Annotated in this window: 18 protein-coding genes; all 18 read left to right on the top strand. The window is 74.2% G+C overall.

The annotated features are described in order from the left end of the window. The first annotated feature begins 3 nt into the window (after nt 1–3). Nucleotides 4–639: a DUF2460 domain-containing protein gene (locus tag MKK53_RS01585; protein ID WP_243926213.1), complete on the top strand. Its 636-nt coding sequence runs from the start codon at nt 4–6 to the stop codon at nt 637–639. Continuing rightward, the gene (locus MKK53_RS01580) at nt 636–1511 is read left to right on the top strand and encodes a DUF2163 domain-containing protein (protein ID WP_243926212.1); all 876 of its coding nucleotides are present in this window, start codon (nt 636–638) and stop codon (nt 1509–1511) included. The genes MKK53_RS01585 and MKK53_RS01580 overlap by 4 nt, the downstream gene beginning before the upstream one ends. Then, on the top strand, nt 1508–1957 hold the full coding sequence (locus tag MKK53_RS01575) for an NlpC/P60 family protein (protein ID WP_243926211.1): 450 nt from the start codon (nt 1508–1510) through the stop codon (nt 1955–1957). Before MKK53_RS01580 ends, MKK53_RS01575 begins: the two co-directional genes overlap by 4 nt. A 37-nt stretch (nt 1958–1994) precedes the next feature. Continuing rightward, nucleotides 1995–5888 carry a glycoside hydrolase/phage tail family protein gene (locus tag MKK53_RS01570; RefSeq protein ID WP_243926210.1) on the top strand — a complete coding sequence of 1298 codons (3894 nt, stop codon included), beginning with the start codon at nt 1995–1997 and terminating at the stop codon, nt 5886–5888. Between the two features lie 16 nt (nt 5889–5904). Next, entirely contained in the window at nt 5905–7410 is a 1506-nt protein-coding gene (locus MKK53_RS01565) for a DUF2793 domain-containing protein (RefSeq protein ID WP_243926209.1), read from the top strand. Nucleotides 7411–7480: 70 nt separating this feature from the next. Continuing rightward, the gene (locus MKK53_RS01560) at nt 7481–8011 is read left to right on the top strand and encodes a phage tail tip lysozyme (protein WP_243926207.1); all 531 of its coding nucleotides are present in this window, start codon (nt 7481–7483) and stop codon (nt 8009–8011) included. After that, the gene (locus MKK53_RS01555) at nt 8008–8514 is read left to right on the top strand and encodes a hypothetical protein (RefSeq protein WP_243926206.1); all 507 of its coding nucleotides are present in this window, start codon (nt 8008–8010) and stop codon (nt 8512–8514) included. Before MKK53_RS01560 ends, MKK53_RS01555 begins: the two co-directional genes overlap by 4 nt. A gap of 37 nt (nt 8515–8551) precedes the next feature. Continuing rightward, nucleotides 8552–8884: a hypothetical protein gene (locus MKK53_RS01550; protein WP_243926204.1), complete on the top strand. Its 333-nt coding sequence runs from the start codon at nt 8552–8554 to the stop codon at nt 8882–8884. Next, a complete protein-coding gene (locus MKK53_RS01545; RefSeq protein ID WP_243926202.1) occupies nt 8881–9141 on the top strand; it encodes a hypothetical protein in 261 nt (86 codons plus the stop codon). Before MKK53_RS01550 ends, MKK53_RS01545 begins: the two co-directional genes overlap by 4 nt. Nucleotides 9142–9229: 88 nt before the next feature. Next, on the top strand, nt 9230–9601 hold the full coding sequence (locus MKK53_RS01540) for a PepSY domain-containing protein (protein ID WP_243926200.1): 372 nt from the start codon (nt 9230–9232) through the stop codon (nt 9599–9601). 32 nt (nt 9602–9633) lie between these two features. Continuing rightward, nucleotides 9634–10311: a response regulator transcription factor gene (locus MKK53_RS01535; RefSeq protein WP_243926198.1), complete on the top strand. Its 678-nt coding sequence runs from the start codon at nt 9634–9636 to the stop codon at nt 10309–10311. Beyond that, a complete protein-coding gene (locus MKK53_RS01530) occupies nt 10308–11465 on the top strand; it encodes a 2-methylaconitate cis-trans isomerase PrpF family protein (RefSeq protein WP_243926196.1) in 1158 nt (385 codons plus the stop codon). The genes MKK53_RS01535 and MKK53_RS01530 overlap by 4 nt, the downstream gene beginning before the upstream one ends. 23 nt (nt 11466–11488) lie before the next feature. After that, nucleotides 11489–12907 carry a sensor histidine kinase gene (locus tag MKK53_RS01525; RefSeq protein WP_243926194.1) on the top strand — a complete coding sequence of 473 codons (1419 nt, stop codon included), beginning with the start codon at nt 11489–11491 and terminating at the stop codon, nt 12905–12907. Nucleotides 12908–13052: 145 nt separating this feature from the next. Next, nucleotides 13053–14516, top strand: a complete 1464-nt coding sequence (gene ccmI, locus MKK53_RS01520) for a c-type cytochrome biogenesis protein CcmI (protein WP_243926192.1) — start codon at nt 13053–13055, stop codon at nt 14514–14516. A gap of 124 nt (nt 14517–14640) precedes the next feature. Continuing rightward, nucleotides 14641–15144: a cytochrome c maturation protein CcmE gene (gene ccmE / locus MKK53_RS01515; protein ID WP_243926190.1), complete on the top strand. Its 504-nt coding sequence runs from the start codon at nt 14641–14643 to the stop codon at nt 15142–15144. Between the two features lie 7 nt (nt 15145–15151). Beyond that, nucleotides 15152–17155, top strand: coding sequence for a heme lyase CcmF/NrfE family subunit (locus tag MKK53_RS01510; protein WP_243926188.1), 2004 nt, complete (start codon nt 15152–15154; stop codon nt 17153–17155). A 212-nt stretch (nt 17156–17367) separates the two neighbouring features. Next, entirely contained in the window at nt 17368–17823 is a 456-nt protein-coding gene (locus MKK53_RS01505; RefSeq protein ID WP_243926186.1) for a cytochrome c-type biogenesis protein, read from the top strand. Nucleotides 17824–17912: 89 nt separating this feature from the next. Further along, entirely contained in the window at nt 17913–18569 is a 657-nt protein-coding gene (locus MKK53_RS01500) for a glutathione S-transferase family protein (RefSeq protein ID WP_243926184.1), read from the top strand. The last annotated feature ends 300 nt before the right edge of the window (nt 18570–18869 follow it).

Genomic DNA, 18869 nt, shown 5'->3' with positions numbered 1-18869 from the left:
CCCATGGCCGACGACTTCCACGAGGTGCTGTTCCCCCTCGACGTGGCCCTGCGCGGCAGCGGCGGCCCGCAACGGCTGACCGAGATCGTCACGCTCGGCTCGGGGCGCGAACACCGCAACGGCCGCTGGGCCGATTCCCGCCGCCGCTACGAGGCCGGCTTCGGCATCCGCAGCCTCGACGCGCTCCACGCGGTGATCGCCTTCTTCGAGGAGCGGCGGGGGCGCCTCTACGGGTTCCGCTACCGGGACAGGGTGGATTTCCGCTCCGGGCCGCCCGGCCGTCCGCCGGGCCCCCTCGACCAGATCCTCGGGCGCGGCGACGGCACCGCCGTCGCGTTCCCCCTCGCCAAGACCTATGGCGGCGGCCCCGCACCCTACCGCCGGGCCATCGCCAAGCCGGTGGCCGGAAGCGTGCGCGTGGCCGTGGCGGGGGCGGAGCTGTCGCCCGGCGCCTTCGCCTGCGATCCGGCGACCGGGCTCGTCACCCTGGCCCGCGCCCCCGCCGCGAACGTCCCGGTGACGGCGGGCTTCGAGTTCGACGTGCCCGTCCGCTTCGACACCGACGACCTGAGCGTCGACCTCGCCGCCTTCACGGCGGGGGAGATCCCGAAGGTCCCGCTCGTGGAGATCGTGCCGTGAGGGACCTGCCCCCCGCCTTCGCCGCCCACCTCGCGGGCGGCGTCACCACCCTGTGCCGGTGCTGGTCGCTCCGCCGCCGGGACGGGGTCGCCCTCGGCTTCACCGACCACGACCGGGACCTGACCTTCGCGGGCCTCGTCCACGCGGCCCGCACCGGCCTGGAGGCGGCCGAGGCCAGCGCCGAGGCGGGCTTCGCGGTCTCCGGCGGCGACGTGGCGGGGGCGCTCACCGCCCTGGGCCTCACCGAGGCGGACATCGCGGGCGGCCTCTACGACGGGGCGAGCGTCGAGACCTGGCTCGTGGACTGGACGGACCCGCGGACGCGCCTCCTCCTCGACATCGGCACGATCGGCGAGATCCGCCGGGAGGGGGACGCCTTCGTGGCCGAGCTGCGGGGCGTCGCCGCGCGCCTCGATGCGGAGGTCGGGCGCTGCTACCGCGCCACCTGCGGCGCCGACCTCGGCGATGCCCGCTGCCGGGTCGACCTCGCCCCTTGGCGGACGGGGGGGCACGTCCTCGACGGGCCGGAGCCGGCCACCCTCCGCGTCGCCCTGGACCGCTCCTTCGCCGGAGGCCTGTTCACGGGGGGGCGCCTCGCCTGGACCGGCGGGGCCAATGCCGGCCTCGCCGCCGACCTGCGGCTCCAGGCCGGCGACCTCCTCGAACTGTGGGAGGCGCCCCCGCACCCCGTGGCGGCGGGCGACACGTTCACCCTCACCGCCGGCTGCGACAAGCGCCTCGCCACCTGCCGCGACCGGTTCGCCAACGCGGTGAACTTCCAGGGCTTCCCGCACATGCCGGGCAACGACGCGATCCTGCGCGCGGCCCCCGGGTCCGAGCCCGTGCTCGACGGCGGGAGCTACTTCCGATGACCCCCGGCGACGAGGCCGTGGCGCAGGCGCGGCTCTGGCTCGGCACGCCCTACCGCCACCAGGGCTCCCTGCGCGGCGTCGGCTGCGACTGCCTCGGCCTGCTGCGCGGGGTGTGGCGGGGGCTCTACGGGCGGGAGCCGGAGGCGCCGCCGCCCTATTCCGCCACCTGGGCCGAATCGGCCGCCCCGGGCACGGACCCCCTCGCCGAGGCCGCCGCCCGCCACCTCCTGCCGGTGGGCGGACCGTGGCCGGGCTATGCGCCCCTGCCCGGCGACGTGCTGCTGTTCGCCTTCCGCGCGCACCTGCCCGCCCGGCACTGCGCCATCGCCTCCGGGCCGGGCACGATGATCCACGCCCACGACCGGGCGGAGGTGACGGAGGTGGCCCTCACCCCCTGGTGGCGGCGGCACCTCGCCGGGGTCTTCCGGTTTCCGCCGCGCCCCTGACCTCCCGCCGACCCCCGATCCGCATCGGAGCCCCCCCATGGCGACCCTGGTCCTCTCCACCGTCGGCGGCGCCGTCGGCTCCGTGTTCGGCGGGCCGGTGGGCGGGGTGATCGGCCGCGCCCTCGGGTCCGCGGCGGGAAACGCCCTGTCCGGCCAGGGCCGCAAGACCCGGTTCGTGGAGGGGCCGCGCCTGTCGGACGTCTCGGGGATCACCTCCACCGAGGGCGACCCGATCCCGCGGGTCTACGGCCGGGCCCGGATCGGCGGCGGCCTGATCTGGGCGACCCGCCCCCTGGAGACCGCCAACACCACCGTCGAGCGGGCGGCCTCCCCGTCCAAGGGGACGGGCAGTGCGCGCACGGTGCGAACCGCCTACGCTTACTCCGCCAACCTCGCGGTGGGGTTGTGCGAGGGCGAGATCGCCCTGGTGCGGCGGATCTGGGCGGACGGCGTCGAGGTCGATCAGACCCGCATCACCCTGCGGGTCCATACGGGTGCGGCGGACCAGGCGCCCGATCCGCTGATCGTGGCCAAGGAGGGGGCCGACAACGCCCCGGCCTATCGCGGCCTCGCCTACGTGGTGTTCGAGAGCCTGCCGCTCGGCGATTACGGCAACCGCATCCCGCAATTCACCTTCGAGGTGGTGCGGCCGGTCAACGGCCTGTGCGGGCTGGTCCGCGCCGTCGATCTCATCCCCGGCGCCGGGGAGTTCGTCCTCGATCCCACCTCCGTCACCGTCGATCTGGGATGCGGCCGCACGCAGAGCGCCAACCGGCACCAGTTGCGCGGGACGAGCGACGTCACCGCCTCCCTCGATGCCCTGCAGGCCCTGTGTCCGAACCTGCGCAGGGTCGCCGTGGTGGCCTCGTGGTTCGGGGACGACCTGCGCGCCGGGCGGTGCCGCATCGCGCCCAGGGTCGAGACCTCGCTCAAGGCCACCACCGGCGACGTGTGGGGCGTGGCGGGGCTCACCCGTGCGAGCGCGGGCACCGTCTCCCTCCTGCCCGACGGCACCACCCCGGCCTATGGCGGCACGCCCTCCGATGCCGGGCTCGGGCGGCTCGTGGCCGAACTGGCCGGGCGGGGGCTGGAGGTCGTGGTCTACCCGTTCGTGATGATGGACGTGCCGCCCGGCACCCTCCTGCCCGATCCCCGCCGGCCGGGGGCGACGCAGCCGCCCTATCCCTGGCGCGGGCGGATCACCTGCGATCCCGCCCCCGGCCTGCCCGGCAGCCCGGACGGCACGGCCGAGGCCGATGCGCAGGTCGAGGCCTTCTTCGCCGGGGGCTACCGGAGCCTCGTGCTGCACTATGCCGACCTCGCCGCCGCCTGGGCCGGGGCGGGGGTGCGGATCGCGGGCTTCCTGGTCGGCAGCGAGCTGATCGGGCTCACCCGGGTGCGGGGGGGCTCGGGCTACCCGGCGGTGGCCGCCCTGCGCGCGCTGGCCGCCGAGGTGCGCCGGAGGCTCGGGCCGGGCGTGCCCCTCGTCTACGCGGCCGACTGGACCGAGTACGGCGCCCATGTCCGCGACGGCGGGGCGACGATCCGCTTCCCCCTCGACGACCTGTTCGCCGACCCGAACATCGCCGCCGTCGGCATCGACTGGTACCCGCCCTTCACCGACTGGCGCGATGCGTCCGCCCACGCCGACCTCGCGCTGGCGGGCTCGATCCACGACCGCGCCTACCTGAAGGCGGGCGGGGCCTCCGGCGAGGCGTTCGACTGGGCCTACGCCGACGGGCAGGCCCGCGCCGCCCAGGTCCGCACGCCGATCACCGACGGCGCCTACGGCAAGCCCTGGCTCTATCGGCCCAAGGACCTCGTCGCGTGGTGGTCGAACCGGCACGTCGAGCGCGACGGCGGCGTCGAGACCCGCGCCACCGCCTGGGTGCCCATGGGCAAGCCGATCTGGCTCACCGAGACCGGCGTGCCCGCCGTGGACAAGGGCACGAACGGGCCCAACGTCTTCCCCGATCCGAAATCCTCCGAGGACGCGCTTCCCCCGGACTCCCGCGGCGTGCGGGACGACCTGATCCAGCTCCGCGGGCTGGAGGCGGTGCTCGCCCGCTTCGACCCCGCCGCGCCGGGCTTCGCGCCGGCCGACAACCCGGTCTCGCCGGTCTATGGCGGGAGGATGGTCGATCCCGGGTCGATCTTCGTCTGGTGCTGGGACGCGCGGCCGTTCCCGGTCTTCTCGGACATGACGTCCACCTGGGCCGACGCGCGGCAATGGCAGCTCGGGCACTGGATCACCGGCCGGATCGAGGGCTGCGACCTCGACCTGCTGGTGGCGCGCATCCTCGCGGAGTTCGGCTTCGACGCGCCCCTGGCGGTGGAGGCCGCCGCCTTCCTCGACGGCTACGTGATCGACCGCCCGCTCACGGCGCGGGGCGCCCTGGAGCCCCTGGCGCAGGTCTACGGCCTCGATGTCGGGGCGACGGGCGGCATCCTGCGGCTGCGGGGGCCCCGCCGGGACGCGCCCCTCGTCCTGGCGCCGTCGGAGCTCGTCCGGGTCTCGGAGGACGGGCCGACCCTGCGGCGGGTGCGGGCGGAGGAGAGCGCGCTGCCCCGCTCCGTCGCCCTGGGCGTCACCGATGCCGAGAGCCCCGACTACCGCAGGGCCGCCGCCGCGGCCACCCGCCCGGCTGGCGGCCGGCGCGGGGAGACCCGGATCGACACCGCCATCGTCACCCGCCGGGAGGTGGGCGACGGCCTCGCCGAGGATCTGCTCGACCGGCTCATCGCCGCCCGCGACAGCGCGGTCTTCACCCTCAGCCCCCGGAGGCGGGAGGTGGAGCCCGGCGACCTCGTGACGCTCGCCGCCGACGCGCCGGAGGCGAGTGCCCTCCTGCGGGTCGACCGCATCGACGACGCGCCCACCGGCCGGCGGATCGAGGCGAGCCGCGTGCCGGTACGGACCGGACCCGCGCGGGCCATCGGGCGCGGCCGGTCCGCGCCGGTCCCCTCCGCGGCGCCCGCCGCGGGGGCTCCCTTCGCCCTCGCCCTCGACCTGCCCCTCGACCGGGGGGCGCCGGCCGTGCTGCAATACCTCGCCGTGGCGGCCGAGCCCTGGCCGGGGACCGCCACGGTCTGGCGGGCCGAGGCGGGGGGCTCCTTCGCCGTCCACGGCAGCGTCGACTTCCCCGCCTGCCTCGGCCGCACCCTCGCGCCCCTGCCGCCGGGCCCCCTGTGGCGGCTCGACAGGGGCGCGCGCCTCGACGTGATGCTCCGGCGGGCGGGGGCGCTCGCCTCGGTGCCGCTCGCGGCGATGCTCGCAGGCGGCAACAGCTTCGCCGTGGTGGCGCCGGACGGGACGGTCGAGATCCTCTCGGCGGCCGGGGCGGTGGCGACCGGCGCCGACACGGTCCGGCTCTCGGGCCTCCTGCGCGGCCTCGCCGGGAGCGAGGCGGCGGCGGGCCGGGGGGCACCGGCCGGCAGCCTGATCGTGCGGCTCGACGACGGGGCGGTGGTGCCTCTCATCGAGCGCCTCGACGAGGCGGGCCGGGCCTTCCGCTACCGGATCGGCGCGGCCGGTCTCGACCCCGGGGACCCGGCCATGGCCCCCTTGAGCGCGACCGCGGGCCTGTCGGCCCTCCTGCCCCTGCGGCCGGTCCACCTGAGGGCGCGGCGGGTGAGCGGCGGCGTCGCCCTGTCCTGGATCCGCCGCGCCCGGCGCTCCGGCGATGCCTGGGAGCCGGTGGAGATCCCCCTCGACGAGGCGTCCGAAAGCTACGCGGTCACGCTGTTCTCGAACGGCGGCGCCATCCGGTCCCTGACCGCCTCCGGCCCCGCGCTCCTCTACCCCGCCGCGACCGAGGTGGCGGATTTCGGCGGCCCGCAGGCGGCCCTCGACGTGGCGGTCGCCCAGTTCGGCGCCTCCGCGGGCCTCGGCCCGGCCACCCGCGCCCGCATCCCCGTCCGCAGCGCCTGAACACGGAAGACGATCCATGTCCGACGTCACGCCCCATCTCGGCCTGCCGCTCATCGCAGCGGGGCAGGCCCAGAAGCACGTCACCCATAACGAGGCCCTGGCCCTGCTCGACACGCTCGTGCAGCTCGCCTGCCTCGACAAGGACCTGACGGCCCCGCCCGCCAGCCCCGCCGAGGGCGACCGCTACCTCGTCGCCGCCGCGACGCCCACGGGGGCCTGGGCGGGCCTGTCGGGGCAGGTGGCGCGCTTCACGGACGGCGTCTGGGTCGGCACCGTGCCGGCCCTCGGCTGGTTCGCCTACGTCGCCGACGAGAAGCTCATCTACGTCTTCGACGGGCGGAGCTGGATGCCCATGAGTGCGGCCACGGCCATCGCCGGGACCGTCGACATCCTCGGTGTCCACACGCAGCCGGACACCACGACCCGCCTGGCGGTGAAATCCGACGCGGCGCTCTTCGCCTGGGACGACGTCACCCCCGGCACGGGCGACATGCGCATCACCCTGAACAAGAAGGCGGCGGCCAGGGATGCCGGCTTCGTCTTCCAGACCGGCTGGTCGAGCCGCGCCCTGTTCGGGACCCTCGGCTCCGACGACTTCGTCCTCAAGACCTCGCCCGACGGTTCCGGCTTCGTCACGGCCCTCACCGCCGCGGCGGCGACGGGCATCGTCGCCTTCGAGGCGAGCCCGACCGCGCCGACGCCCCGCGCCGCCGACAATTCCACCCGGCTCGCCACCACGGCCTATGTCGACCGGGCCGTCACGGCCTCGGGCGGGGGATCGGGCGGCGGCGCGGCCCGGACGCAGGTGTCGGACGCGAGCTACGCCATCCTGGCGGCGGACCGGACGGTGGCGGTGACCGCCCTCACCGCGTCCCTCACCCTGACCCTGCCGCAGGCCTCGGCCTATCCCCCCGGCGCGACCCTGACCGTGGTGGACGAGACCGGCAGCTGCGCCCCCGCCCGGTCCATCGTCGTGCGATGCGCGCAGGGCGACGCGATCAACGGCCTGTCCGCCGTGGCGCTTAGCACGCCCTACGGCTACCTGTCGCTCCAGGGCAACGGAGCGACCCGCTGGACGGTGGTGAGCCGGGTTCCGCTGGCGAACCGCAGCACCTTCACCGACATCGCCATGACGAACAGCAAGCAGCTGATCGACTCGTGGTTCAAGCGGCTGGTCCTGCAGGACGTCAAGAGCGACGTCGGCGGCAACTGGGACAGCACGAACAGCTGGTACACCTGCCCCCGCAGCGGCCTGTACCAGATCGCCGCCAATGCGCGGATCGAGAACTCCCTGGCGGACATCACGCAATACGGCCTCGGCGTGCACACCAGCGAGGAGGATGGGCCGTGGTTCCTGTGGCACTTCTCCAGCACCGGCAAGGCCGCCCGGTCGACCTATCCCTACAGCCGCCTCACCTACCAGAATGCCGGCGATAGGCTTCGGATGTTCAGCTTCACCGACCCGACGACCTCCCTCATCTCCGCCGCCCTGCAGATCTGCCTGATCTCCGAAGCGGCCTGAATTTCCCGGGCCCCCGGCGGCCCGCGCCACACCGATCCCGTCCTTCCCCGAGCGACCCAAGGAGCGTGCCATGGCGCAGCCCCCCTCTCCCCGTGCGCCCGTCCGGCCGCCCGGGCCCGGCGGCGTGTTCGAGGGGCGATGCGCCCGCCTCGGGCCGGCGCTGATGCGCGACCTCGCGCTCACGGATTTCCAGGCGGCGGGGCTCCTCGGCAACCTCGGCCACGAGACCGGCGGCTTCCGCCACCTGCAGGAGATCGCCCCGGCCGTGCCCGGCTCCCGCGGGGGCTGGGGCATCGCCCAATGGACCGGCCGGCGGCGGGTCGCGATGGAGGAATGGTGCCGCGCACAGGGGCTCGATCCGGCCTCCGAGGCCGCCAACGCGGGCTACCTCGTGCGCGAACTGCGCACCGCCGAGGCCGCCGCCCTGGAGGCCCTGAAGCGCGCCACGACGCTCGAACAGGCGACCGAGACCTTCTGCCGGCTCTTCGAGCGGCCCGGCATCCCGGCCCTGCCGAGCCGGCAAGCCTGGGCCCGGCGCGCCCTCCGGGCCCTCCGCGCCGCCGCCCCCGACCTTTCCCAGCCCGCAAGGAGGCAACGATGACCCGTCGCACGTTCACCCTGGCCGCTTTCTGCCTCGCCGCCCCTTCGGCCGCCCTGGCCGCGGGGACGGCGGAGACCATCGGCATCCCCTGGGGCGAGTGGCTCACCACCGCCCTCTCCGGCGCCTCGGCGGTCCTCGTCCCCCTCGCCGCCGCGGCCGTCACGGCGGGGGTCGCCCGCGTCGCCCCCTGGGCCGGCGCGGTCCTGACCCGCGAGCGGATCGAGGCGGCGATCCGCGCCGGCGCGGATTACGGCCAGAACGCCGTGGCCGGGGCCGTGCGGGGCCGCACCGTCGGCGTCGCGGTCGGCCCGGCCGTCGTCGCGGCCGGCACCCGGCACGTCCTCGCCAACGCCCCGGCGGCGGTGGTACGCCGGGCGGGCGGGCCCGAGGGCGTCGCGACCCGGATCTTCCGGGCGCTGCCCCTCGACGCCGAGGGCAGCGCCGAGACGGTCCTCGCGCCGGCCTTGCGCCTGCTGCGGGCCGATCCGCCCCGCCGGGCGTGACGGCGACGGGGACTGCCGGGGGGGCGGGGGAGGGGCGATGACAGCCGAGACCGATCCGCCCCCCGGCTCCCCGGACGGGGCTGCCTCCCCCGGGGGGTGGCCCCGCCCCATCCGCCTCCCGCCCCACTGGCATGCGTGGTTCGCCCGCCAGACCGAGGGGCGGCTGGCGATGCTCGACGAACTGGTGGACGAGCGCATCGAGCGGCGGGTGCTGCGCGATGCCCTGCGCCGCCTGAAGCACGCCGTCGTCGTGGCCTTCGTCGGCGCGGCGGCGGTGGCCCATTGGTTCGCGGATCAGGCCGCCTGGGTGGCGGACCGGCTTCCGCTCCTCCGCCACCTCTGGGCCCTCATCGCAGGAGAAGGCCGATGACCGCCACGCTCGACCGCACCCTCACCCGCCTCTGGCTCTCCCTGGCGGCGCCCTTCGTCCTGGCGGCCTGCCTCCACCTCGGCGCCCGCGTCGGCGCCGGGCGCTGGCCCGACCTCGCCCCCGGATCCGTGGCGGCGGCCCCGCGGCCGGGCGCGCTGTCCCCAGGCGCGATGGAACCCCCGGCGGGCTCGCCCGTAGAGGGCTGCAACCGGCGTTTGATCTATGAGAAGTTTTGCCGCTTCCCCCCTGCGGACTGATCCCGAACCGGCGCAGCCCCGGCGCGCCGGATGCGCACGCCCCCCTATTCAGGGCACATTCAGTGCCTGGGGACCAAAGCTCGGCCCAATGCGCCACGCCATCGCCCTCGTCGCCATCTGCCTGACGGCCGCAGCCTTCGCTGCAGGCGGGATCGGCTCCATGGCCGAGGATGCGCCCGCGACGCAGGCGGCGCAGGCCGCCCTGACCACGGCCCCGCGGGTCGAGTCCTGCCTGTCCCCCGCGGACATGCGCGAGGAGGTCGGCGAGCGCCGGGTGATCGAGCCGATCGCCGCCATCCGCGCCGCGCGCACGGTCATCCCCCGGGCCGAGATCCAGCGGGCCAGCCTGTGCCGTCACGCGGACGGCCTCGTCTACATGCTGACGGCCTTGCGCCGGGACGGGCACTTCGTGCACGTCATCGTGGATGCGCGGACCGGCAAGATCGCAGGTCAGTACTGACGGGGCGCGGCCCGGCCGGAATGGAGTGAGACGTGCGACTGCTCGTCGTCGAGGATGACCGGGACATCAACCGGCAGGTCGTCGCCGCCCTGGAAGAGGCCGGCTATGTCGCCGACAAGGCCTATGACGGCGAGGAGGGCGGCTATCTCGGCGAGAGCGAGCCCTACGACGCCATCATCCTCGACATGGGCCTGCCCAAGGCGGACGGCGTCACCGTCCTGCAGAAGTGGCGCCGGGCCGGGGTGAAGACCCCCGTCATCATCCTCACCGCCCGCGACCGCTGGTCGGACAAGGTGGACGGGTTCGATGCGGGCGCGGACGACTACGTCACCAAGCCCTTCCACATGGAGGAGCTGATGGCCCGGGTGCGCGCCCTCCTGCGCCGCGCCGCCGGCCACGCCTCCAGCCAGATCACCTGCGGCCCCGTCACCCTCGACACCCGCTCGGGCAAGGTCTTCGTGGACGGCGCCCAGGTGAAGCTGACGAGCCACGAATACCGGCTGCTCTCCTACTTGATGCACCACACCGGCCGGGTCGTCTCCCGCGCCGAATTGACCGAGCATCTCTACGACCAGGACTTCGACCGCGACTCGAACACCATCGAGGTGTTCGTCGGCCGGCTGCGCAAGAAGCTCGCCGTCGACCTGATCCAGACCGTGCGCGGGCTGGGCTACCTCGTGGACCCCAACCAGCCGGCGGCCCGGGTGTGACCGGGCGGGCCGGCCGCCTGCCCGCCGCCTTCATGCGCGGCGGGACCAGCAAGGCGTTAATGCTGCGCCGCGCCGACCTGCCGGGGCCGCTCGCCGACTGGGCGCCCGCCTTCCTGTCCCTGATGGGCAGCCCCGATCCGCACGGGCGCCAGCTCGACGGGATGGGCGGGGGCCTGTCCTCCGTCTCGAAGATCTGCGTGGTCGAGCCCTCGTCCCGGCCCGACGCCGACATCGACTACACCTTCGTGCAGGTGTCGGTGCGGGACGCCCGCATCGACTTGTCGGGCAATTGCGGGAACATGCTCGCCGCGGTCGGCCCCTTCGCCGTGGACGAGGGGATGGTCTCCCTCGCCGACGGCCCCGCCACCCTGCGGATCCACAACACCAACACCCGCAAGCTCATCCGGGCGGCCTTCGCCGTCGCGGACGGCCGGGCCGCCTACCGGGGCGACCTCGCGATTCCCGGCGTGGCCGGGACCGGTGCGCCGGTCCGCCTCGACTTCCTCGATCCCGGCGGGGCCACGACCGGGCGGCTGCTGCCCACGGGCCGGGTCCGCGAGACCCTCGACGTGCCGGGCCTCGGGGCGTTCGCGGTGTCGATGGTCGACGCGGCCAACGCCTGCGTCTTCGTGCGGGCCGCCGACCTCGGGCTCGCCGGCACCGAGCTTCCCGCCGCGCTCGAGGCCGTGCCGGGGCTGCTCGGGCGCCTCGCCCGGATCCGCGCCGCGGCCTCCGTCGCCATGGGGATCGCCCGGGACGAGACCGAGGCGGCCGGGATCACCCATGTGCCGTTCATCGCCCTCGTCGCCCCGCCCGCCGACGCCGCGACGCTCTCCGGCGAGCCGGTCCCGGCGGACGGGATCGATCTGAGCGCGCGGGTCATCTCCAACGGCGTTCCGCATCAGGCGCTGCCCCTGACGGCGACCCTCTGCCTCGCCGTCGCCGCCCGGCTGGAGGGCAGCCTCGTCCACGAGGTCGCCCGGCCGGCGGGGGAGGGGGCGCTGCGGGTCGGCATGCCCTCCGGCGTGCTCACGGCCGATGCCGTGGTCGGCCGCGAGGGCGGCGCCTGGAGGGCCGAGCGGGGCTCGTTCTTCCGCACGGCGCGGTTGCTGATGCGGGGAGAGGTGTTCTACGACGCCGCCGCTCCGGTGTGAGCGATCCCGGGTCCGACACGCCGATGCGCCGCCTCCTCGACCTCCTGGCCCTGCGGCGGCGCTCCATCGCCGTGCGGCTCGCCGTGTCGGCCTTCCTGTCGAGCAGCGCGATCCTGCTGATCGCGGCCTGGATCCTCACCACCCTCTACCGCGAGAACACCGAGCGGTCCTTCGACAGCCGGCTCCTCGTCTTCACCAACAACCTCGCCACCGACCTCGTCACCCCCAACGACCCGGAGAGCCGCACCTTCTCCCTCGGCGATCCCCGCTTCGATCTGCCCCTGTCCGGCTGGTACTGGCAGGTGGGCAAGCCCGATGCGAAGCCCCGGGACATCCGCACCTCGCGCTCCCTGGTCGGGGTGCCCCTGCCGCCGGCGACCGATTCGGACGGGAAGGTCGGGGTCGGGCAGATCCGTCAGGGCTACGGCAACGGGCAGGACGGACGCCTCCTGCGCATCATGGAGCGCGACGTCGATCTCGGCGAGGACGGCCGCTACACGGTGCGCGTCGCCGGCCCGGCGGACGAGATCGTCAACGACGTCGAGCGCTTCCGCAACGCCCTCTACATGACCTTCGCCCTGCTCGGGGCCTCCCTGGGCCTGACCACGCTGCTGCAGATCCGGTTCGGCCTCGCGCCGCTGAAGAAGATGCGGGCGGCCCTGGGCGCCATCCGCCAGGGCGAGGCGGACCGCATCACCGGGACTTATCCCCGTGACATCGCGCCGCTCACCGGCGAGGTGAACCTGCTGATCGAGACCAACCGCGAGATCCTGGAGCGGGCGCGCACGCAGGTCGGGAACCTCGCCCACGCCCTGAAGACGCCGCTCTCCATCATCGTGAACGAGGTCGCCAGTTCGGACGCGCCGGAGGACCTCACCCAGAAGATCCGCGAGCAGGCGGCGGTGATGCGCGACCAGGTGAATTACCACCTCGACCGGGCGCGGGCGGCGGCGCTCGCCGGCACCCTCGGCACCTCCACGGAGATCGAGCCGGCGCTGGCGGGCCTCGTGCGCACCTTCGGCAAGATCTACCGCGACAAGGACATCGCCTACGAGGTCCACGTCCCGCCGGGCCTGCGCTTCCGCGGCGAGCGGCAGGACTTCGAGGAGATGGTGGGCAACCTCGTCGACAACGCCTCGAAGTGGGCGCACGGCCGGGTGGCGATCCGGGCCGAGGTGATCGGCAGGGACGGCTATCCCCACCTCGTCGTGGCGATCGAGGACGACGGCCCCGGCCTGCCCCCCGAGGCCCGGCAGGCGGTGCTGGGGCGCGGGCGCCGCCTCGACGAATCGAAGCCGGGCTCGGGGCTCGGCCTGTCGATCGTCGCCGACCTCGCCGCCCTGTATCGCGGGCGCTTCGGCCTGGAGGAGGCGACCCTCGGCGGGCTGCGCGCCGTGCTCGAGGTGCCCGGCGATGCCCCCGCCGGGCCGGCGGTCCATTGAGCGGAGGGCTCCGCCCTGCGGCCAAGGTAAGGGTTGTCACCGGGCCGGACTTGGGTGACACCGTGCCGCCTGTCCGAGGCATGACGTCGGGGCGGCGCCGCTTCCATATCAGGACCGGACCAATCCGGTTCGCACGCGGGATCTGATGACGGCGATCTGGTTCATCCTGGCGGGCATGACTGCCGCGGCCGTCTTCAGCCTGCTCTGGCCGATGTCCCGCCGCATCGCCGACGCCCGCGTCGACGGCGCGGATTCGGTCGTCGCCACCGAGACGGCGTTCTACGAGGATCAGCTCGGCGAGATCGGCCGGGACGTGGAGCGCGGCCTGATGGCGCCGCAGGAGGCCGAGGCCGCCCGGGCCGAGGCCGCCCGCCGCCTACTCCGGGCGAGCCGGGAGGCCGACACCTCCGAGGACGCGCCGAGGCTCGCCGAGCCCGGCCTGCGCCGCCGCCGGGCGGCCTCCGCCTTCGCCCTCTCGACCATCCCCCTGGTCGCCCTCATCGCCTACGGCCTCTACGGCTCGCCGGAACTGCCCGCCCAGACCGAGGCCGACCGCACGGCCGCCCGCGGCGGCGGCGACGAGCTCGCCAAGGCGGTGGGCCAGATCGAGGCCCGCCTCACCCGCGAACCCGACGACGTCCGCGGCTGGCAGGTGCTCGCCCCCGTCTACATGCGCACGGGCCGCTTCGATGAGGCCGCCCGCGCCTACGGCCAGCTCGTCCGGCTGAAGGGCGAGAACGCCGAGACCCTGGCCGATTGGGGCGAGGCCCTCACCGCCGCGGGAGACGGCACCGTCTCCCCCCAGGCCAAGGACCTGTTCGAGCGGGCCCTGGCCAAGGATCCCAGGGCCGCCAAGGCGCGCTTCTACGTCGCCCGCGCCGCCGAGCAGGCGGGCGACACCGCCGAGGCGATCCGCCAGCTCGCCACCCTCGAATCCACCAGCGCCCCCGACGCGCCCTGGCTCGGCGCCGTGCGCGCGACCCTCGCCCGCCTCAAGGGCGAGCCCGCGCCGGCCCAGGAGCCGGCCCAGGCGCCCCGCCCGATCCCGGCGGAGCAGCAGGCTGCCATCCGCGGCATGGTCGACGGGCTCGACGCCCGGCTGAAGGGCGGGGGCGGCACGCCGGACGAATGGGTGCGCCTCATCCGCTCGCGGACGGTGCTCGGCGAGCGCGACCAGGCGGTGGCGGCCCTGGCCCGGGCCCGCACGGCCCTGGCCGCCGACCCGCAGGGCCTCGCCCAGGTCGAGGCGGGCGCCGGGGAGCTCGGGCTCGGGCAGGCTGCCGCCGCCCCGGCCCCCACGCCCGAGGCCCGGGCCGACACCGACGCCGCCATGGCCGCGGTCCGTGCGATGCCGCCCGCGGAGCGCGATGCCGCCGTGCGCGGCATGGTCGAGGCCCTGGACCGCCGCCTCGCCGCCAAGGGCGGGAGCCCCGACGAGTGGATGCGCCTCGTGCGCTCCTACAGCGTGCTCGGCGACCGCGATCAGGCGCTGAAGGCCATCGACCGCGCCCGCATGGCGCTCGCCCCCAACGCCGAGGCGGTCGCCCGGATCGACGGCCTCGCCCGGGAGCTCGGCCTTCCGTCTCTCGACGCCAAAGCTCGCCCCTGACGCCAAAGGTCGCCCCTGGCCCGCGGGGGGCCGTCCCACCCTTGACCGGGAGGCCGCCGCGACCGACACCCGGTGAGGACTATCGGAATCCGGCCCGGACCCGGAGTTCAGGGAACGAAACGTCGTGACGCGCAAGAAGCGCCGCCTGATCCTCATCGCCGCCTGCGGCAGCGTCCTCGCGCTCGCCGTGGGGCTGATCCTGTCCGCCATGAGCGGCTCGATCGTCTTCTTCCGATCCCCCTCCGAGATCGAGGCGCAGGCGATCCCCGCCGGCACGCGGCTGCGGCTCGGCGGCCTCGTTCAGGACGGCTCGCTGAAGCGCGGCCCCGGCCAGACGATCGACTTCGCCGTGACGGACCACGGCGCCACCATCGCCGTCCAGTACACGGGCCTCCTCCCGGACCTGTTCCGCGAGGGCCAGGGCGTCGTGGCCGAGGGCGTGCTGGAGCCGGGCAACCGCTTCCGCGCCGACACGGTGCTGGCCAAGCACGACGAATCCTACATGCCCCGGGAAGTCGCCGACGCCCTCAAGAAGCAGGGCCGCTGGCAGGAGGGCGGGGCGCAGGGAGCGGCCCCGGCCGCCTCCGCCGCGACCGGCGGAACCCTCGGCCCGCGCAGCGAACGGTGAGGCCGCATTGATCGTCGAAACCGGACATTTCGCCCTCGCCCTGGCGCTCGCCCTGTCCCTCGTCCAGATGGTGATGCCGATCTGGGCGGCGCGCTCGGGCGACCCTGCGCTGCGGCAGACGACCTCGCAGGCGGCGCTGGGCGCCTTCGCCTGCGTGCTGTTCGCCTTCGCCGCCCTGACCTGGGCGCACGCCACCTCGGACTTCTCCGTCCAGAACGTGGTCGAGAACTCGCACACCCAGAAGCCGCTGATCTACAAGCTGTCCGGCGTGTGGGGGAACCACGAGGGCTCGATGCTCCTGTGGGTGCTGATCCTCACCCTGTTCGGGGCCTGCGTGGCCGGGGCGCGCAACTCGGTGCCGCCGCGCCTGCGCGCCAACACGCTGGGCGTGCAGGGGCTGATCACCTTCGTCTTCGTCCTGTTCATCATCACGACCTCGAACCCCTTCACCCGCGCCGTGCCGGCACCGCTGGAGGGGAGGGACCTCAACCCGCTGTTGCAGGATCCCGGCCTCGCGATCCACCCGCCGCTCCTCTACCTCGGCTATGTCGGCTTCTCGATCTCCTTCGCCTTCGCCGCCGCGGCGCTGATCGACGGGCGGATCGACGCCGTCTGGGCCCGGGCCGTACGCCCCTGGACCCTCTCGGCGTGGTGCTTCCTGACGCTGGGAATCGCGATGGGCTCGTACTGGGCCTATTACGAGCTCGGCTGGGGCGGCTGGTGGTTCTGGGACCCGGTCGAGAACGCCTCCCTGATGCCGTGGATCGCCGGCACCGCGCTGCTGCACTCCACGGTGGTGATGGAGAAGCGCGATGCCCTGAAGGTCTGGACGGTGCTGCTCGCCATCCTCACCTTCTCGCTCTCGCTGGTGGGCACCTTCATCGTCCGCTCGGGCGTGCTGACCTCGGTCCACTCCTTCGCCACCGATCCGACCCGGGGCGTGTTCATCCTGGCGATCCTGGTGCTGTTCATCGGCGGGTCGCTGGCCCTGTTCGCGTGGCGGGCGCCGCTGCTGCGCCAGGGCGGGTTGTTCGCGCCGATCTCGCGGGAGGGCTCCCTCGTCCTCAACAACCTGTTCCTCGTCGCGGCCTGCGCGACGGTGTTCGTCGGCACCCTCTACCCGCTGCTGCTGGAGATGCTGACGGGGGAGAAGATCACGGTCGGGCCGCCCTTCTTCAATTCCACCTTCGTGCCGCTGGCGATCCCGCTGCTGCTGATCGTCCCGTTCGGGCAGTCGCTGGCCTGGAAGCGGGGCGACCTGCTCGCCGCCTCCCAGCGCCTGTTCTTCGCCCTCGGCGTCGCCCTGGCGGTGGGTTTCGCCACCCTGGCCATGACGGCGGGCGGGCCGGTGATGGCCCCGGTCGGGGTCGGCCTCGGCGCCTACCTGCTGATCGGCTCGGCCATGGAGATCGTGGCCCGCGCCCGGGGCTACGGCGCCCGGCGGACCCGCTCCCCCGCCGTCATCGCCCGCCGGGCTTTCGGCCTGCCCCGCTCGGCCTGGGGCACGTCGCTCGCCCATGCCGGCGTCGGCGTGGTGGTGATCGGCATCGCCGCCCAGGGCTGGGCGAGCGAGGGGCTGGCGAGCGTCAACCCCGGCCAGACCCTGGCCGTCGGGCCTTATGTGGCGACCCTCGATCGGGTCGCCCCGCGCAAGGGGCCGAACTACGAGGAGGCGGGCGCCTTCCTCACCATCCGCACCCGGGCGGGCGACGAGGTGGGCCAGGTCGAGACCGGCCGCCGCTTCTACCCGAGCCGCCAGATGACGGTGACGGAATCGGGCCTGCTGACCATCGGCGCGAGCCAGGTCTATGCCAGCCTCGGCGAGGTCGGGAAGGACGGCTCCATCGGCCTGCGGCTCTACTACAAGCCGTTGGTGCTGCTGATCTGGCTCGGTGCGGTGGTGATGGCGCTGGGCGGTGGCCTGTCCCTCACCGACCGTCGGATGCGCGTCGGCGCCCCTGCCAAGGCGAAGGCGCGCGCGCTCCCCGGCGCCGCGGTGCCGGCGGAATGAGCACCGAGCCCCACCCCATCCTCCCTCCCCCCTCTGCGGGGGAGGGTACCCTGCAGAGCAGGGGGGGAGAGGGGAGCGACGGTGCAGCCAAGGGCGCAGGTGCGCACGCCGGCCTCGCCCCTGTCGGAAGCCGCGCTCCCCTCTCCCGACCCCTGCCGAGGCAGGGGCCACCCTCCCCCGCAGAGGGGGGAGGGGGCCTGCGTGCGGGATCGATGGCGCGGGTCGCTATCTTAGGGCTCACCGCGATCTTGGCGACCGCTCCCGCCCACGCTGTCCAACCGGGCGAGGTGCTGAAGGACCCCGCCCTGGAGCACCGGGCGCGGGAGATCTCCGAGGGGCTGCGCTGCCTCGTCTGCCAGAACCAGTCCATCGACGATTCCGACGCACCGCTGGCCAAGGATCTGCGCCTGCTGGTGCGCGACCGCCTGGAGCAGGGTGACACCAACCAGGCGGTGCGGGACTACATCGTTGCCCGCTACGGCGAATTCGTGCTGCTGCGCCCGGTCTTCGCCGCCCACACCTTGCTCCTGTGGCTGACGCCGGCCCTCGCCGTGCTGCTCGGCGGCTTCGGCCTCTGGCGCCTGTCGCGGCGGCGGCCGGCCGGCCCCGAGCGGCGCCTGACCCAGGCCGAGGAGGCGGAGGTCGCCGCGCTGCTTCGGCGGGAGTAGGCTTCCCGTCGTCGACCTGATTCGGCCCCCGGACCGTTCGGCACGAGTCTTGGATCTCCCGGCGGATCGGTTCGACGCCGGAGGGGACGATGAACGCCGCGACGCTGACGATCTCCAGCCGCAACTACTCGTCCTGGTCCCTGCGGGGCTGGCTGATCTGCCGGATGGCCGGCCTCGACTTTTCCACCGAGGTCCTTTCCGGCGAGGACACGACGAGCCGGGCGGAACTGCTGCACCTCTCGCCCTCCTTCCTCGTGCCGCGCCTGAGGCACGGCGACATCGTCGTCTGGGATGCGCTGGCCATCGCCTCGTACCTGCACGAGACCTTCCCCGACGCCGCCCTGTTGCCGCAGGGGCGGGCCGAGCGGGCCCATTGCCACTCCATCGCGGGCGAGATGCATGCGGGTTTCGTGAACCTGCGCTCCGCCCTGCCGATGAACCTCAAGGCGTTCCATCCGGGCTTCCGCCTGTTCAACGGTGCCAGGGCCGATATCGAGCGCATCGTCACGATCTTCGACGACTGCCTCGACCGCTACGAAGGCCCGTTCCTGTTCGGGCAGACGCCCTGCCTCGCCGACGCCATGTATGCGCCGGTCTGCACCCGCTTCCGCACCTACGACGTGACGCTGCCGCCCGCCGCCGCCGCCTATCGCGACACGATCCTGCACTGGCCGCTGATGGTCGAGTGGGCCGAGGCCGCCGCGCTGGAGCCGGAGGAGATCGAGGAACTCGACATGGAGTTCTGACCGGTCCGCCCCGTCCTCGCGCGCCGTGAGGGCGATCGGGGGCGGCAGAAAGCCGCCAGCCCCTTGCACTTTCCTGCCGGTTCGCCGCGCGGCCAGCTTAGGCGCTGATGTTGAATTTTTTGTCACCGCAGCGCGGCGGCGGCAAATTCTTCTGACCCATCCGCAGCCCGCCGAAATCGATTGCGCGCGACTGAAGCACCCACGTGGTGACAGTTCGACAAACGTCCTTTGTCAGCTGACCGGACTGAGCGATTGATGCCAACCTGCAATTCTGTTCCTGTTCGACCTTAGAACAGAAAC

The organism is Methylobacterium sp. J-076 (assembly GCF_022829405.1).
Taxonomy (GTDB): Bacteria; Pseudomonadota; Alphaproteobacteria; order Rhizobiales; family Beijerinckiaceae; genus Methylobacterium.
The sequence above is the reverse complement of the archived record's forward strand: the minus strand, read 5'-3'. Positions and strand labels throughout refer to the sequence as shown.

What these genes read in the sequence shown, in the direction of transcription:
- MKK53_RS01585 (WP_243926213.1), top strand. Translation starts at nt 4, where the DNA reads ATGGCCGACGACTTCCACGAGGTGCTGTTCCCCCTCGACGTGGCCCTG.
- MKK53_RS01575 (WP_243926211.1), top strand. Translation starts at nt 1,508, where the DNA reads ATGACCCCCGGCGACGAGGCCGTGGCGCAGGCGCGGCTCTGGCTCGGC.
- MKK53_RS01570 (WP_243926210.1), top strand. Translation starts at nt 1,995, where the DNA reads ATGGCGACCCTGGTCCTCTCCACCGTCGGCGGCGCCGTCGGCTCCGTG.
- MKK53_RS01565 (WP_243926209.1), top strand. Translation starts at nt 5,905, where the DNA reads ATGTCCGACGTCACGCCCCATCTCGGCCTGCCGCTCATCGCAGCGGGG.
- MKK53_RS01560 (WP_243926207.1), top strand. Translation starts at nt 7,481, where the DNA reads ATGGCGCAGCCCCCCTCTCCCCGTGCGCCCGTCCGGCCGCCCGGGCCC.
- MKK53_RS01555 (WP_243926206.1), top strand. Translation starts at nt 8,008, where the DNA reads ATGACCCGTCGCACGTTCACCCTGGCCGCTTTCTGCCTCGCCGCCCCT.
- MKK53_RS01550 (WP_243926204.1), top strand. Translation starts at nt 8,552, where the DNA reads ATGACAGCCGAGACCGATCCGCCCCCCGGCTCCCCGGACGGGGCTGCC.
- MKK53_RS01545 (WP_243926202.1), top strand. Translation starts at nt 8,881, where the DNA reads ATGACCGCCACGCTCGACCGCACCCTCACCCGCCTCTGGCTCTCCCTG.
- MKK53_RS01540 (WP_243926200.1), top strand. Translation starts at nt 9,230, where the DNA reads ATGCGCCACGCCATCGCCCTCGTCGCCATCTGCCTGACGGCCGCAGCC.
- MKK53_RS01525 (WP_243926194.1), top strand. Translation starts at nt 11,489, where the DNA reads ATGCGCCGCCTCCTCGACCTCCTGGCCCTGCGGCGGCGCTCCATCGCC.
- ccmI (WP_243926192.1), top strand. Translation starts at nt 13,053, where the DNA reads ATGACGGCGATCTGGTTCATCCTGGCGGGCATGACTGCCGCGGCCGTC.
- MKK53_RS01505 (WP_243926186.1), top strand. Translation starts at nt 17,368, where the DNA reads ATGGCGCGGGTCGCTATCTTAGGGCTCACCGCGATCTTGGCGACCGCT.
- MKK53_RS01500 (WP_243926184.1), top strand. Translation starts at nt 17,913, where the DNA reads ATGAACGCCGCGACGCTGACGATCTCCAGCCGCAACTACTCGTCCTGG.